This is a genomic window from Cupriavidus sp. GW822-FHT03E04 (assembly GCF_058801495.1).
The window spans coordinates 220767-235280 of sequence record NZ_JBXANI010000012.1 but is presented as its reverse complement, the minus strand read 5'-3'; the positions used below and the strand labels follow the sequence as shown (position 1 = coordinate 235280).

General features: G+C 65.4%; 12 protein-coding genes. 5 read left to right on the top strand and 7 right to left on the bottom strand.

All coding sequences use genetic code 11. The features are described from left to right. The first annotated feature begins 82 nt into the window (after positions 1-82). Entirely contained in the window at positions 83-1135 is a 1053-nt protein-coding gene (locus tag AC1RQC_RS19370; protein ID WP_492884354.1) for a beta-propeller fold lactonase family protein, read from the top strand. A 100-nt stretch (positions 1136-1235) separates the two neighbouring features. Here the strand turns inward: AC1RQC_RS19370 and AC1RQC_RS19365 are convergent, their stop codons facing one another. After that, the gene (locus tag AC1RQC_RS19365) at positions 1236-2885 is read right to left on the bottom strand and encodes a tetratricopeptide repeat protein (RefSeq protein ID WP_492884352.1); all 1650 of its coding nucleotides are present in this window, start codon (positions 2883-2885) and stop codon (positions 1236-1238) included. A 407-nt stretch (positions 2886-3292) separates the two neighbouring features. Between AC1RQC_RS19365 and AC1RQC_RS19360 the strand changes: the two genes are divergently transcribed. The 4 genes from AC1RQC_RS19360 to AC1RQC_RS19345 all read left to right on the top strand — a co-directional run bounded on the left by AC1RQC_RS19360 (position 3293) and on the right by AC1RQC_RS19345 (position 8306). After that, complete coding sequence (locus tag AC1RQC_RS19360; RefSeq protein WP_492884350.1) at positions 3293-4342, top strand: amino acid ABC transporter substrate-binding protein; 1050 nt, start codon at positions 3293-3295, stop codon at positions 4340-4342. A gap of 71 nt (positions 4343-4413) precedes the next feature. After that, the gene (locus tag AC1RQC_RS19355; RefSeq protein WP_492374126.1) at positions 4414-5754 is read left to right on the top strand and encodes an ArsB/NhaD family transporter; all 1341 of its coding nucleotides are present in this window, start codon (positions 4414-4416) and stop codon (positions 5752-5754) included. A 453-nt stretch (positions 5755-6207) separates the two neighbouring features. Continuing rightward, a complete protein-coding gene (locus AC1RQC_RS19350) occupies positions 6208-7644 on the top strand; it encodes a sensor histidine kinase (protein WP_492884348.1) in 1437 nt (478 codons plus the stop codon). Next, positions 7641-8306: a response regulator transcription factor gene (locus AC1RQC_RS19345; RefSeq protein WP_492884346.1), complete on the top strand. Its 666-nt coding sequence runs from the start codon at positions 7641-7643 to the stop codon at positions 8304-8306. The genes AC1RQC_RS19350 and AC1RQC_RS19345 overlap by 4 nt, the downstream gene beginning before the upstream one ends. 37 nt (positions 8307-8343) lie before the next feature. Here AC1RQC_RS19345 and AC1RQC_RS19340 read toward each other — a convergent pair whose 3' ends face one another. The 6 genes from AC1RQC_RS19340 to AC1RQC_RS19315 all read right to left on the bottom strand — a co-directional run bounded on the left by AC1RQC_RS19340 (position 8344) and on the right by AC1RQC_RS19315 (position 14514). Further along, complete coding sequence (locus AC1RQC_RS19340) at positions 8344-8628, bottom strand: hypothetical protein (RefSeq protein WP_492374123.1); 285 nt, start codon at positions 8626-8628, stop codon at positions 8344-8346. Between the two features lie 96 nt (positions 8629-8724). Beyond that, a complete protein-coding gene (locus AC1RQC_RS19335; protein ID WP_492374122.1) occupies positions 8725-9486 on the bottom strand; it encodes a bestrophin-like domain in 762 nt (253 codons plus the stop codon). A gap of 73 nt (positions 9487-9559) precedes the next feature. Next, the gene (locus tag AC1RQC_RS19330) at positions 9560-10156 is read right to left on the bottom strand and encodes a PqiC family protein (protein WP_492374121.1); all 597 of its coding nucleotides are present in this window, start codon (positions 10154-10156) and stop codon (positions 9560-9562) included. After that, on the bottom strand, positions 10156-11784 hold the full coding sequence (locus tag AC1RQC_RS19325; protein WP_492884344.1) for a PqiB family protein: 1629 nt from the start codon (positions 11782-11784) through the stop codon (positions 10156-10158). The genes AC1RQC_RS19330 and AC1RQC_RS19325 overlap by 1 nt, the downstream gene beginning before the upstream one ends. Continuing rightward, positions 11777-13039, bottom strand: a complete 1263-nt coding sequence (locus AC1RQC_RS19320) for a paraquat-inducible protein A (protein WP_492884342.1) — start codon at positions 13037-13039, stop codon at positions 11777-11779. Before AC1RQC_RS19320 ends, AC1RQC_RS19325 begins: the two co-directional genes overlap by 8 nt. Next, positions 13036-14514 carry an efflux transporter outer membrane subunit gene (locus tag AC1RQC_RS19315; protein ID WP_492884340.1) on the bottom strand — a complete coding sequence of 493 codons (1479 nt, stop codon included), beginning with the start codon at positions 14512-14514 and terminating at the stop codon, positions 13036-13038. Before AC1RQC_RS19315 ends, AC1RQC_RS19320 begins: the two co-directional genes overlap by 4 nt.

The following is a 14514-nucleotide window of genomic DNA, read 5'->3' as shown; positions in this document are numbered from 1 at the left end:
GCCGCGCCGTCACCAAGAATGGAAAGCAGCCGGACGGCATCGGGCCGGGAACAGCGACAAGCAACGCAAGCGGGAGGCGTGCATGGCGACAAGACAGGGCAATGGCCAATCTGGCCGGATCATGCTGGCGCTATGCGCCGCGCTGGCCTGCGCCGCTTGCGCGCCAGGCCCGGCGCCGCGAGGCGCTCAGGCGGCCAAGGCCTATGTGTCGAGCGAGAGCGGCGGCATCGCGGTGATCGACCTCGACCGGCTCGACATCACAAACACCCTCGACACCGGCGGCAAGGGTCCGCGCGGCATCGCCATCAGTGCGGATGGACGATACCTGCTGGCCGCCAACAAGGGAACTGGTGACCTTACCGTCATCGACACACGCGATGGCCAACTGGCCAAGCGCATCCCGATCGGCAAGAACCCGGAATTCGTACGCGTGTCCGGCGGGCAGGCTTTCGTCACTTATGAGCCCGGCGAGCCGGGCAAGACTGGCGACGACGCGCCGGTCCCGGCGCAGATCGCGGTGATCGACCTCAAGGACTGGCGCGTCACGCACGCGATCCCCAGCGGCCTGGAGACCGAAGGCATCGAATTCTCGCCGGACGCGCGCCTGCTGCTGGTCACCAACGAGGGCGACGATACGGTGTCGGTCTACGAGCGCGCCAGCGGCCGCCGCCTCAACCTGATCAAGACGCCGCCCGGATCGCGCCCGCGCGGCATCAAGGTGAGCCCCGACGGACAGCGCTATATCGTCACGCTGGAGTCAGCCAACGCGTTCCTGGTGCTCGATGCGGCCGACTACCACATCCTGCGCAAGGTGCCGACGCGCAGCGGGCCCTACGGGGCCGCCTTCGACCGCGCTGGCAAACGGCTGTTCGTGGCCGCGTCGCGGGCGGACACCATCCAGGTATTCGATGCCGACAGCTATGAGAACATCGCCAACATCGCCACCGGCAAACGCTGCTGGCACTTCAGCTTCACCCCCGACGACGCGCGGCTGCTGATCGCCTGTGGCCGCTCGAACGCTGTCTATGTGGTGGACGCGCGGACCTACCAGCCGCTGCGTGAAGTGGCCGGCGTGGCGCTGAGCTGGGGCGTTGTCACCTACCCGAAGAGCCCGGGGACGCTCGACGCGCCTTGAATCCACCGGCGCGCGCCGGCGCCGGGGACATTGTGCGCTCGGCGATGCCTGTCGCAGAGCCTGGCATCGTGCAAGCCGTTAGTTAACAAAAACGGAACTGTCAATACGATCCTCTCGGCTTCGCGTTGTCGCGATAGCCTCTGGCCTCCTTGATCTCAGCCCTGGTGGCATCGGCGTTGGCCGTCAGCAAGACCAGCCTTTTGAAGTAGTTGGCCGCCTTCGCATCGTTGTGCATCATCTGCGCTGATTTTGCCGCGCCATACAGTCCTCGCAGCCGGTTCGGGGTGGACTTCAGGGACGTCTCATATTCCTGCAATGCAGCGCCAGGCTGGTTCAGTCCCAGCAGCATATCGCCCAGGAGCTCGCGCATCGGATACAGACGGTTTTCCATGGCCACATCCTTCTCGCTCGCGTCTTCGAGCTTGGCCGCCTGCCGCATATGGCTCACGGCTTCCTCATTCCTGCCCATATCCAACTCGACCCAGGCGCTTGCAGCGAGGATTTGCGCGTCTGCCTGCTCGACCCAGTAGGGTTGCCTTGACTTCTCGAGGTTCGCGCGGAGTTCGCGCAGCTTCTCGATGTCGGTCTGCGCGGCTTGCGGATCGCCGCTGCGTGCGGCGCCAAGTGCCCGCGTGAAATACGTGATCGCCTCGGCCTGCGCATAGCTGCTGCCTCGCGGTTGCAGCGCCGCGGCTTCCGGCCATGCACCGCGCTCCAGCGCATAGCGCGCAGGGATGGCGGCAAGCGCCGTGTACAGAGCGGGCCGCTCAAAGGGGAACTTCCGTGCCGCTTCTGCCTGGTCCCGCACGCTGGAAGCGAGCCGATCCATTCCCATTTGCAGGTACGCGTACTCCATGAAGTCCCACGAGTGCGCGGCGTTTGGATGCGTCGCCCCGGGCCAGGCTTTGGCGGCATCCCCGACCATGACAACCAGGGCGGCCTCGTTCGATTTCACGGACTCCGGCCACATCCCCAGCATCGAATAGGTATGCGAAGGCATGTGGAGCGCGTGGGGTGCATCGGGGGCAATCGACGCATACTTCTCGGCGAAGGGCAGGCCGCGCTGCGCAAGCGCTGTACAGTCGTAGCTGTGAATCAGATAGTGGGCAACGCCTGGATGGTCCGGTTGCTCGCGATAAATCCTCTCCAGAATGGCGCCTGCCTTAAGCTGCTTGGCGTAAGTTTTGTCACTGTGCGATGCGCCCTCGTTGAGGGCGAGTGCATAGAAAATGGCGGCCTCGGTATCTCGTGGATATTTGGCGGAGAGCTTCGCCATCGCTTGCTCGTACGCCAGCGTGCGCTGCTGCTGGTTGACCGTGCGGTAGTCCTCGTAGAACAGATCGATCGCGCGCAGCCAGTCGGCTTCCCGTTCCGTCTTCGGACCAAGCGCCAGGCCCCTTTGCGACGCTTCCAGCCCGTTTTTCAGGCTAGTCTCGTCGAAGGGTGTTAGCAATGGATTGGGACGTTGGCTCATCGCAATGCCCCAATAGGCAATGGCGCATTGTGGATCGTCCTCAAGTACGGATTTGAATGCCGAAACGGTATTTGGATAGTAAAAGGAGTGCAGCATCGCCAGCGCGTGCTCGAACTGCCGCTGGGCCGCCGGGTTGCACGAGGTCGGAAAATGAACCGTGCCGAATTTCTCGTTGCCCAGGGTAGTTTGGGCTGTCTGAGCATTTGCAAAGGACGGCAGAGCCAGCACGGCCATCAGCGCGCCGAGGCGAGAAAACTGTCTTATTGCCTTCATCATTGGCGTCTCCTTGGGCTGGGCCAGGCGGTGCGGCCCGTCATTTGCCGCCATCCGTGGTGGCTGGCTCGCCGCCGCCGGCATGGCGGACCACACCGCGGATCAGACGAGCGTAGGTCGAAGGTTTGCGAATTCTCCGGGGACTCCTAATAGCGTAGCCGCCCTTTTGGTCCACGCAAAACAGAAAAGCGCTCAGACCCTTGCCGATCGCGTTCCTCAACAGCAGGAATGCCGGTGATCGTCAGGCGCCTCATTCCAAGTCTCCTATATTGCATATTGGCGAGACGTGGTGCCCCCACCAATCTCCCTCGCCCGTACGACGAAAGGCCAATTGACGCACCAGGGGATCGCTGCCAGAGTGAATCTGTCGGCAGCGGCGGCGCGCTGCCGCACCTGGCTTGGGGGCAAGCATGATCCACCTTCGGCGCATCGTCGGACGCATCGTCAAACGACTGTGGCTGGGTACGTTGCCATTGCTCGCTGCCGCCGCCTTGCCGGCCCATGCCGCGGATGGCGATACGCTGGCGCAGGCCAGGTCGCGTGGCACGCTGCGCTGCGGTGTCAGCGAGGGCATTGCGGGGTTTTCGGCGAAGGACGCGGCGGGACGCTGGTCTGGCCTTGACGTCGATTTCTGCCGCGCCGTAGCGGCGGCGGCGCTGGGCCGGGCCGACAAAGTCACCTTCGTAGCGCTGAAGGCTTCAGCCAGGTTTCCGGCCCTGCGCACCGGCGTGGTGGACCTGATCAGCCGCAACACCACGTGGACCCTCGCGCGTGAGAGCACGCTGGGCGTGCAGTTCGCCGGCATCCTCTTTTATGATGGCCAGGCCTTCATGGTGCCGCAGCAGGGCGCGCCGAAGTCAATTGCCGCGCTTGACCGCGCCACCGTCTGCGTCGAGAAAGGGACATCGAGCGAGGAACATCTGGCCGCCTATTTCGCGGCGAAACGGTTGAGCGTGAGCCCGCTCGCCGTGGACTCCGCAACCGAAGTGGCCGACGCCTTCTTTGCGGGACACTGCCTCGCCTATACCGCGGATGCCTCGCACCTCGCAGCCGTACGCCTGCGGGGCCGGGGCGGATCGCAAGCCTACGTCATCCTGCCCGAGCGGATCTCGGAGGAGCCGCTCGGACCGGTCGTGCGCAACGACGACCAGCAGTGGCTGACACTGGTCCGCTGGGTACTTTTCTCGCTCGTTGCCGCTGAAGAAAACGGGATCACGCAATCCAACGTGCGCGAGCGCATGCGCGATCCGTTGCTGGGCGCCTCCCTCGAGCCCGGCGACGACGCCAGCAAGGCGCTCGGCGTCGCGCCGGGCTGGGCCGTGCGCGCGGTGCAAAGCGTGGGCAACTACGGTGAGATGTTCGAGCGCAATCTTGGCGCGCAAAGCCCGCTCAAGCTGGAGCGCGGCCTCAACCGGCCATGGACGCAGGGCGGCCTGATGTACGCGCCGCCCATGCGGTAGATACGATAGGTGGGATAGGTGGGATAGGTGGGATAGGTGCTATCGATGCAACGGGCCGCGGAGGTCGCCGCATGAGTGAGCTGCAGATCTATATCGTCCTTGGCGTCTTCGGGGCCGTGATCCTGGTCATCGCCTTGAACCTACTGGACATGGCGGTGGCAGCCCTGATCGGCGTGTGCGTGCTGATCGCGCTGGGGATCCTCAACGAACAGGATCTGCTGAGCGCCACCCGCACCTCCGGCGGCCCCATCGGCTTGCTGTTTGGTGGCATGGTGGTGGCGCGCATCCTGTCCACCACGGGCCTGTTCGACCGCCTCGGCGACCTGTACCTGAGCGCCACGGGCGGCAGCGGCAAGCGCTTCCTGTTGTTGCTGATCGCGATGGTTGCGCCCTTGTGCGCCTTCTTGCCGAACGCGACCACGGTGATCCTGCTCGCCCCTATCATCATCCGCGTGGCCATCGCCCTGGAGGTGGACTTTGTCGGGCCGATGGTGCTGACCGCCATCGTGAGCAATTCTGCCGGCCTGCTCACGCTGGTCGGCGACCCGGCGACATTCCTCGTCGGCAGCGCGATCGGCATGACATTCGGCGAGTACCTGCGCCGCGTCAGCCTGGGCGGCGTGGTCGCCCTGCTCGTCATCGTCCCGCTGTTGCCGCTGCTGATGCCGGACCTGTGGCGGATGCGGCGTGCCTTGCCGCAGCGCCAGCCACACAGACGGCTCGAGCGCCCCGTCTATGCGGGGCTCTCGCTTGCCGTCCTCTTGACGATGGTGGGGCTGTTCGTTTTCGGCGAGCACCTGCCCACCCGGCTCGTGCCGCCCATGGCCGCGCTGATCGCCAGCGCCCTGGCGCTGCTGGTGGGGTATGAAGCCCGCTTCGAGCCAACCGACGACGTGCTGCGGGACGTCGACTGGAAGACGCTGTTGTTCCTGGGGTGCATCTTCTGCCTGGTGCAGGCGGTGACCAAGACCGGCCTGCTGCAAGTCATGGCGCTGAAGCTGCACGGGTCGTTCGGCACCCAACTGACGCTCGTTGCCCTGGTGATGATTGCAGTCATCGGCCTGCTCTCAAGCCTGCTGGCAAACGTCCCGGTGGCAGCCGCGTCGATCCTGATGATCAAGGGCTACCTGGTGGCGGCGGAGGTCGTCCCCGACGCCGCGCTTGGCGCGCTTTTCACTCAGTGGCCGGCAACCACGATTCCGGTGTTCGTCGGCATGATGTTCGGGGCAACGCTCGGTGGCAACGCCACTCTCATCGGCGCATCGGCCAACATCGTGTGCGCTGGCATCTGCGCGCGCCACGGCAAGCCCGTCACGTTCGCCACGTTCATGCGCTATGGACTGCCAGTCACGGCGGCCCAACTCACCGCGTCGGCGATCTATGTCATCGTGTTGTCGCGTTGGATGCGCTGAGGGCGCCGATATGCGATACGGGACCATGGTCCAATGCACGCGCACCGACCACCGGCAATGGGCCTTGGTCCCATTTCCATCGCGGGATCGCGCCGCCGGCAAGGCTGCCCCGCTTGCGCGAATCCGCGCATGGTAAGTTCCACAATCGCGACTTATGTCTTTTACAAAGCAACGCCAGCGCCTACACTTTTTTTGCCTCCATGCCACATGATCGTGGGGCCACCCGTCCCGCCAGTGACGCTTTACCCACCTGGGCGCGGGAGCGCGAGGAAGCACTTAAGACGGGTCCGCTGATCAGCCCAGCGCATGTAGGCGGTGGCGAGCATCTCGCTGCCACGGCGCAGCTGCCCAATGCCACCGCATGCACGCTGAATGGCTCAATCGCTCGCCGGCTTGCCGACGGCGCCGGGTTCGCATGCCTGCCTGCGAACCATTGACAGGGAGCACGGCGCCATGACCATCATCCGCACTGCTGCCCTCCTCGAGGCAGCGTTCATCGCGCTGCTGTTGTTGTTGCTGCTGCTGCAATTCCGGCGCGCGCGGGCCAACGGTGCAACGTGGCGCTACCCGGCGGAGGACTCCCCCGCAGCGCAGCCACACCCCGCCAAGGGTCCGAGATTTCGCCAGTCCTGGCGTCAGGGCTGGCGTCAGGGCTGGCGCCCCATTGGCGCACGCCTTGCCATGCTCTCCCCTGGCCGCGTCCAGCGCACCGCCATACGCCCGGAGCCACGGGATGGGCCACTTGATCCCCGTGGCGATACATCTGACGGGTTCCGCGGCTCCGCGCGAGCATTGCAGCATGATGAAAGCGTGCGCGGCCTGCTGGCCTTGTTGCCATTTGCCATTCTGATGACCAATCCGCGCGGCCAGATCCTGTTGGCCAATGCTGGCGCGGAAAAGCTCTTCGGCTATCGCCAGGAGGAACTGATCGGCGCGTCTGCGGACGCGCTCGTTCCAGGATTGCAGGGCGACAGCGGGACCGTGCGCTTGTCCCGGCCGGCAGGCGGCACGCATGACCAGTTCGCGCGACGCAAGGATGGCACTGAGTTCCCGGCGGAAATCACCGCCAACGATGCCTCGTTCGACAGGGAGCCGCTCCTGCTGACCGTCGTCATCGACCGGACCGAGCGCTACGAACTACAGCGTAACCGGCAAGAGCTTGCCCATCTGACGCGTGTCTCCACGCTGGGTGAGCTGGCGAGTTCGCTCGCGCACGAGTTGAATCAGCCGCTCACGGCCATCTTGAGCAACGCGCAGGCCGCTCAACGCTTTATGTCGACGCAGCCTGTCAACCTGGCCGAAGTGCGTGAGATCTTGCAGGATATCGTCGAGGACAACCACCGCGCGAGCGAAGTGATCCGCAGGATTCGCAGGCTGGTCAAGAAGGGCGACCTCGAAGCCGCGCCCATCAGTCTTGAGCGCGTCATTGGCGACGTGGCGCTGCTGGTGCACAGCGATGCGATCGTACGCGGAATCCGCGTGGTCCAGCACACCGAGCCCACGCTGCCGCGCGTCCAGGGCGATAGCGTCCAGGTGCAGCAGGTGGTACTGAATCTGTTGCTCAACGCCTTCCACGCAAGCGAGTCCCGCCCGGCGCGGGACCGCGTGGTCATGGTTGACGCCACGCGCGAAGGCGCCAGCATGGTGCGCGTGGCGGTGCGGGACCGTGGCCCCGGCCTGAGCGCGGACAAACTCGACCAGGTCTTCAAGCCATTCTTCACCTCAAAGCGCGAAGGGCTTGGCCTCGGGCTGTCCATCAGCCGCTCCATCGTTGAAATGCACGGCGGACGCATCTGGGCGCAGAACAATAGCGATCAAGGTGCCACTTTCTATTTCACGTTGCCGGTCGCAGCCAAAACAGAGCCCGTCCATTCGGGGGAACACCCATGAACAACCCCACACCAACCGTCTTCGTGGTGGATGACGACGACGCGGTGCGCCGGGCGCTGATGCGCCTGATTGGCTGCGCAGGCTACCGCGCCGAAGGATTCGGCACGGCGCGGGCGTTCCTCGACAGCGTCTTGTCTGCCGAGAGCAACGCCTGCCTGGTGCTCGACTTGCAACTGCCCGACCTGAACGGCCTGGAGTTGCAGCGCCAGCTCAGCAGCGCGGGCTGGCCGCTGCCGATCGTCTTCCTCAGCGGACACGGCGATATCCCGGCAAGCGTGCGCGCCATGAAAGCGGGCGCGACGGACTTCCTGGTCAAGCCGGTCAGCGACAGCGAGCTGCTGAACGCGATCGAAGCCGCGCTGGGGCGCGCGTCGCAAGCACGCGCGGGCCGCATCGAGATCGAAGCGATCTACAGCCGCATTGACCGCCTCACGCCGCGCGAGCGCGAAGTGCTCACGCTGGTCGTCGAAGGCCGCCTGAACAAGCAGATGGCTTGTGAGCTGGGCACGGCGGAAAAGACCATCAAGGTCCACCGGGCCCGCGTGATGAGAAAGATGGAGGCGCACTCCCTGGCCGAGCTTGTGCGCATCAGCGACAAGGTCGGCATCCCCCATCCGCTCCTTCACCCACCGCAGGGTGCAGCCGCTGCCGCTGCGCCATAACATAGCCCGGGAGAGCCCTGACGCCAACCGCAGCGCTTCAATTGCAGCCCTGATGGCGGGCCGTCCTGGCGCAGGTCTTTCCGCTCGGGCTTGTATAGACCCCCTTGCCATCCTTGGTCTTGACCTCTCCGCCCTTGGTGGTCTGCGTCGTTGTCACGCCGTTCTGGTTCTTCTCCGACGTAAAGCCGTTACCCGTGTTCCGGTTATACCCGGCGGCAGACTCTCCGTTGTTGCAAACCACAGCCCCGCGCGCGTTGGTGGTGCATTCGGCATAGGCGTTCGCGCACAGCATTACGCATGCCAACATGGCTAGCATCTTCATCACGACTCCTTGTTATGGCCAGCACAGACGCCTCGCGCCGGCGCGTCCTCTGCTCAAGAGTAGGTCAGCAGCGCGCGGAGCGCGGCGCCTCCTGCGCTACCGGCCAAGATGGGCGAACGCGTCGTGCATGGATGCAAGCGACACGCTGACCAGCCCATAGAGCGGCGTGCTCATTTCCTCGATCAGGAAGATCGCCCCGGAAGTCGACAAGGCGCACATCATCAACGCGGCGACGATGGTCCCGTTGCGCTCGGCGAACAGCCCGAACGTGCCGAATACGATGGACAGCCACAGCACCAGCACGATCAGCAGGGAGATCGGGATCGAGGATTTTGTCTGCAGCAACGCGAGCCAGCGCGCAGCGAACACGCTATCGACAATCTGCAGGGCCTTCGCCTTCAGCTCGCGCTGCGCGTCGTCGCGCGGCGCAAGCGCCTCCAGCTTGCGCTGAAAGCCTTCCAGCTGGCTGACAGACTCGGCATTGCCAAGCTTTGCCAGCTGCGCCTCGTCCCCGGAGTCGAGTATCTGGATTTTTTCGGCATAGACACGCTTGAGTAAAACGCGAACCTCCTGCGCGTCCGGCCCATATTTGGCCAGTACCCGATCGAGCTGGATGACGCTGGCGGAATTCTGCACAAGCTCGCTGCTCACGGTGTCGAACGTGCCTTTCGCCGACGACACCAGCAGCCCCAGCACCAGCGCCGCCATCGTGGCGATCAGGCCTGTCGCCATCTTGACCACGCTGATGGACTGATCGCTGAGGTGGTGTTCAGGCAGCATGGCGCGCGCCCACATGCCGAGCAGTGAACTGCCGAAAACACAGGCGAACACGATCAAGGCGATGACGAGGTGGTTCATGTCTCACCCCCTGTTGCCGCGATACGGCGAGCCAGGCTCAAGCGCCAGCCTCCACCCCAGCCGCGCTGCGCCGTCACTGTGAACGTGCCGTGCGTGCCGCACGTATCGCGCCAGCAATGTCGCGGCTGACAGCCGCCAGCGCCCGGCTGTGCGCGTCGACGAGGGCGTCATACCCTGCGGCGCCGGCGGGCTCCCGCTCGTCGCTGCGCCCGCTCACCAGTGGCCCCTGCTTTGGCGGCCGTACGGACCACACTACCGAGATGACGGCCGCATCGCCGGGGGCCGAGTCGAACCTCTGGACGTCGACAGACACCAGGTATGCCGTCCCCGGATCGGCCCACTGCGGATAGCTGGACACCAGCGCTCCCGGGAAGAACTGGGCCAGGTCTGCGCCGAGCACGGCCGGGATCTGCCGCTTCAGCGGCTCCGCCCAGCGGGCGAACTCGTCAAGCCTGACCTGGGTCGCACTAACGCGCAGTACCAGTTGCGGACGGTCGACCATCTCCGGCACCGCCACCGGCCCGATCGCGATGGCCACGGGGACATCGGCGTCCGCGCGTTCCTGCGCCCGCGCGGGTGTCAACGTATAGTAGGTTGACCGAGGCGAGCTCGCGCAACCGCCAAGCACCGCCAACCCAAGTGCCGCGGCCATTAAACGAATGGGGCGCATCACTTTTTATCCTCCGTCTTGCCGCGAAGCAACGCTTCGGGATGGCTCTCGAGGTAGTCCGCAAGCGCCCTGAGCGATGCCGCCGTGCGCGACAGCTCGCGCATTGTCTCCGCCGTGCTTTGCGTCAGCGCGGAGTCGGGCGCGAGCGCGTTGTTGGCTGACTCTAGCGCCGCGCGCGCGGAGACCATGGCGGCGCGCGCCTCCGGAGCCACGTCGGTGTTGAGTGTCTTGAGCAGCCCATCCGCTTGCTGCAGGGATTTGCGCAGATCATTGCCAATGCCCTCGAGCGGCACCTTGTTGAGCTTGGCAATCAGCGCCGTCACCGAGTCCTGGAGCGATTGCAGGCCACCGGGCACGGTCGGCAACTCGGGCGGCTTGGCATCCCAGTCCATCTTGGCCTTGGGCGCCGCCGGGAAGAAATCCAATGCAACGTAGAGTTGCCCGGTGAGCAGGTTGCCGGTTCTCAACTGGCCGCGCAGACCATGCTCGATCAGGAACTGCGCCAGCTTATGAGGCTCGTCCGTCAGCCTGCCTCCCTTCGTGCCCGACTCATAGCGGGAGGTGAAGCGCTCCGGATAGATTCGTATCTCGACCGGAATGCTGAACTCTTTCTTCTCCCGGTCGAAGCGCGTGTAGATCCCCGTTACCTCCCCCACCACGATGCCGCGGAAGTCGACTGGCGCACCGACCGCCAGCCCTCGCACCGACTCCTTGAAGATCAGCACGTAGGTATCGGCAAACCTGTCATGACGCTTCATCGCCTCCGCGCGGTCGTGGAACAGACCGAATTCAGTGTTGGCCCGGGCCGGCCGGCCGTCCGCCGAATCCTGAGGCGATTGAAACGCAACGCCGCCGATCAGAATCGCGACCATCGATTGCGTATTGACCTTCACGCCACTCGTGTCGAGCGACACATCGATGCCACTGGCATGCCAGAAGCGCGTGTCGGCCCGCACATACTTGTCGTAGGGTGCATTGATGAAGACGCGCAGCGTGACCCCATTGCCATCCGCGTCGAGGGTGTAAGCCGTAATCTGGCCGACCTGCAGGCGCCTGAAGAAAACAGGCGTGCCCACATCGAGCGAGCCCATATCCTCGCTCTTGAGCACGAACTCCCGCCCGGGGACGTCCTTAGCGACGGCGGGAGGGTTCTCAAGGCCGACGAAGTCACGCCGCGCCTTGGCCTGCGTGCCGACATCCGTGCCGATGAACGAGCCGGACAGCAGCGTACCGAGGCCGGACACGGTGCCACCGGAAACGCGCGGCCGCACCACCCAGAAGCGAGTGTCGTCGACCAGCAAGGAGGTGGCGTCCTTGGCCAGTTCGGCCCTCGCAACCACACCGCCGTGGTCCTTGGACAGAGCGACGCTCTTGACCACGCCGATGTCCACGTCCTTGTACTTGATCTTGGTCTTGCCTGCCTCGATCCCCTCCCCCGTCTTGAAGCTGATGGTAATGGTCGGGCCCTTCTGCAAGACAGCCTGCACCGCGAGCCAGCCGCCGATCAACACCGCAACCAACGGCACCAGCCAGACCAGCTGCAGGCGCCAGCGCGAGCGCGGCTTGACCACCGCCTCGGGGAAATTGGGCGAGCCCGACTCGTCGCGCCGTTCGGGCGGCTCAACCATGATCTTTCTCCGTGGTGTCCCAGATCAAGCGCGGATCGAACGACATCGCGGCGAACATCGTCAGCACAACCACCGCGCCGAACGCCACCGCGGCCGGGCCGGCCTTGATCGTCGCCAGCGCGCTGAACTGCACAAGTGCCACCAGGAGCGTGATGACGTAGATGTCGAGCATCGACCAGCGCCCTACCAGCTCCACCAACCGATAGATGCGCGTCTTCCTCTCAAGCAGCCACGGCGAGTGGAACTGGACCGAGATGACGAGAAACAGCAGCGCGATGATCTTGAGCATCGGCACGGCGATGCTGGCAATGAACACGACGGCGGCCAACAGCTTGGCGTCCGAGGTCCAGAGATAGACCACGCCGCTCAGGATCGTGTCCTGCTGCGCGCCAAACAGCGAGCTTGTGTCCATCACGGGCAACGCGTTGGCCGGAATGTAAAGGATCATCGCGGCAATCAGGAACGCCCAGGTGCGCGCGATGCTGGCCGGCTTGCGAAAGTGCAGGTGCGCACCGCACCGCGGGCAGCTGCCTTCATGGGCGTGCGGGGGCGGTTTCGACAGCATCCCGCAGCCGTGGCAAACGAGAAGCCCCGCCCGGGCCGCCGTGGCAGCCGACGCGGTAGTCACACCGCCCGCTCCGTGCACGCTCGATGCCGCCTCCATCCGCGCCCACAGGTCGCGAGGATCGAACGCGGCGGTGGCGGCGGCAAGCAAGAGCATCACCCCGCCGAACGCCCACAGCGCGACGCCGGGCACCACGGTAGCGATATGGGCGAGCTTGACCAGCGCCACCAGCATGCCGAGGATCAGGACCTCGGTCATGCCCCACGGCGCCGCCATCTCCAGGATGCGAAACGCTACGTCGGGCCGGCGCGGGAGCCGTTGCAGGCGCAGCGGCAGCAACAGGTACACCATCGCCGCCATCCGCAGCAGCGGCATCATGAGCGTGGTGACGAACACGAGGCCGGCCAGCGGCCACATGCCGTCGCGGTACAGTATCCGGACCGCGCCGAGGAGCGTGCTCTGGACCAGGTCCCCGTTCACCGACAGCCCCACCACCGGGTACGCATTGGCGACGCAGAACAGCACCATTGCCGCGAGCGTGAAGGCAAGCGCGCGATCCACGCTTTCCGGCCGGCTCCGGTAGAGCTCCGCGCCACAGCGGCGGCAACGCGCAATGCCGCCGGGCGGCAGCGCCGCCTCGCGCTGCAACAGGTCGCACTCGTGGCAGGCGATCAGGCGCGCGGTTGTCATGGCCGTGGCTGGCTGGAGCTGGAGACGGACTCCCCTTGCCGTATGGGCGCGCCGCCGTCACCGTACGCCACCGGGGTCATGCGCTCAGCGTCGATCACCCAGCCGCCCCCCATCGCCTTGTATAGCGCAACGCTGGAGGCGAACACCGTTCCCTGCGCCTGCGCATAGCTCAGTTGCGCGTTGAACAGGCTACGCTCGGCGTCCAGCACTTCAATGTAGCTGGTGTATCCGCCCTCGTAGCGCAGCCGCGCGAGCCGCGCGTAGGTTCGCAGCGCCTCGACCTGGCGGCCCTGCACGACGAGCCTCTCGCGCGTCTTCTGCAGCGACACCAGCGCGTCCTCGACCTCCTGGAACGCGACCTGAATCGCCTTTTGATAGGCGAACAGCGCTTGTTGCTGCTGCGCCTCGGCCTGCCTGACCTGTCCGCCGATATTACCCGCGGTGAAGATCGGCACCGTCACCGCGCCGGCGTATGACCACAGCCGGGCCGGGCCGGTGAAGAGCGACGAGAACTGGCCGCTTGCCGTGCCGAACACGCCGGTCAGCGAGATCGACGGGAAGTAGAGCGCGCGCGCCGCGCCGATCAGTGCGTTGGCGGCGATCAGGTCCTGCTCGGCCTGGCGCAGGTCCGGGCGGCGCGTGAGCAATTCGGATGGCAGGCCAGCCGGCACCATGGGCAAGGCCAGGTCGTCCAGTCCCCGGCCACGCAGGATCGGCTGGGGATTCTGCCCCAGCAGGATCGACAGTGCGTCCTCCTGTTGCGCGATCTGGAGTTCGATCTGCGGGATGGTCGCGAGCGAGGACTCGTACTCCGACTGGCTCTGCGCCAGCTCCATCTGCGACACCTCCCCGCCGCTATAGCGCAGCTGGAAGACGTGCACGGAATCTGCCCGGCTGGCCACGGTTGCCTTGGCAATTTCCATTTGCCGGTCCAGCGACAGCAGGTTCACATACGACGACGCAACGGCAGCCACCAGCGTCAGGATGGTCGCACGCCGGCCCTCCTCGCTCGCCAGCAAGCTCGCGCGCGCGGATTCCGTCTGGCGGCGCACCTTGCCGAAGACATCGAGCTCCCACGAGGCCGAGAGTGTCGCCTGGTACTGGTTGATGACCGGCCCGACACCGGGCGGCAATAGCGCGGAGCCGACCGGCACGCGCTCGCGCTGTGCGTTGGCGAGCGCCGAGACTTGCGGGAACAGCTGCGAGCGAGTGCTCTGGAACTGCCCGAGGAACTGGTCGACGCGCGCCGCTGCAATCTTCACGTCCTTGTTCTCGGCCAGCGCTATCGTAATCAGGTCGTTGAGCACGGGATCCTGGAACTGTACCCACCACGTCGTATTGACGACATCCTTGGCTTCGGCCTCGGCAAAGCGGAAGGCAGGTGGCGCGTCAACGGCCGAGCGCTGGTAATTCGGCCCGAGCAGGCAGCCGCCGAGCGTCAGCAAGGCGATAAGCGAAAGCGCCGAAGTTCGCAT

Coding starts and splice junctions, on each gene's coding strand:
- AC1RQC_RS19370 (WP_492884354.1), top strand. CDS start 83: ATGGCGACAAGACAGGGCAATGGCCAATCTGGCCGGATCATGCTGGCG.
- AC1RQC_RS19365 (WP_492884352.1), bottom strand. CDS start 2,885: ATGATGAAGGCAATAAGACAGTTTTCTCGCCTCGGCGCGCTGATGGCC.
- AC1RQC_RS19360 (WP_492884350.1), top strand. CDS start 3,293: ATGATCCACCTTCGGCGCATCGTCGGACGCATCGTCAAACGACTGTGG.
- AC1RQC_RS19355 (WP_492374126.1), top strand. CDS start 4,414: ATGAGTGAGCTGCAGATCTATATCGTCCTTGGCGTCTTCGGGGCCGTG.
- AC1RQC_RS19350 (WP_492884348.1), top strand. CDS start 6,208: ATGACCATCATCCGCACTGCTGCCCTCCTCGAGGCAGCGTTCATCGCG.
- AC1RQC_RS19345 (WP_492884346.1), top strand. CDS start 7,641: ATGAACAACCCCACACCAACCGTCTTCGTGGTGGATGACGACGACGCG.
- AC1RQC_RS19340 (WP_492374123.1), bottom strand. CDS start 8,628: ATGAAGATGCTAGCCATGTTGGCATGCGTAATGCTGTGCGCGAACGCC.
- AC1RQC_RS19335 (WP_492374122.1), bottom strand. CDS start 9,486: ATGAACCACCTCGTCATCGCCTTGATCGTGTTCGCCTGTGTTTTCGGC.
- AC1RQC_RS19330 (WP_492374121.1), bottom strand. CDS start 10,156: ATGCGCCCCATTCGTTTAATGGCCGCGGCACTTGGGTTGGCGGTGCTT.
- AC1RQC_RS19325 (WP_492884344.1), bottom strand. CDS start 11,784: ATGGTTGAGCCGCCCGAACGGCGCGACGAGTCGGGCTCGCCCAATTTC.
- AC1RQC_RS19320 (WP_492884342.1), bottom strand. CDS start 13,039: ATGACAACCGCGCGCCTGATCGCCTGCCACGAGTGCGACCTGTTGCAG.
- AC1RQC_RS19315 (WP_492884340.1), bottom strand. CDS start 14,514: ATGCGAACTTCGGCGCTTTCGCTTATCGCCTTGCTGACGCTCGGCGGC.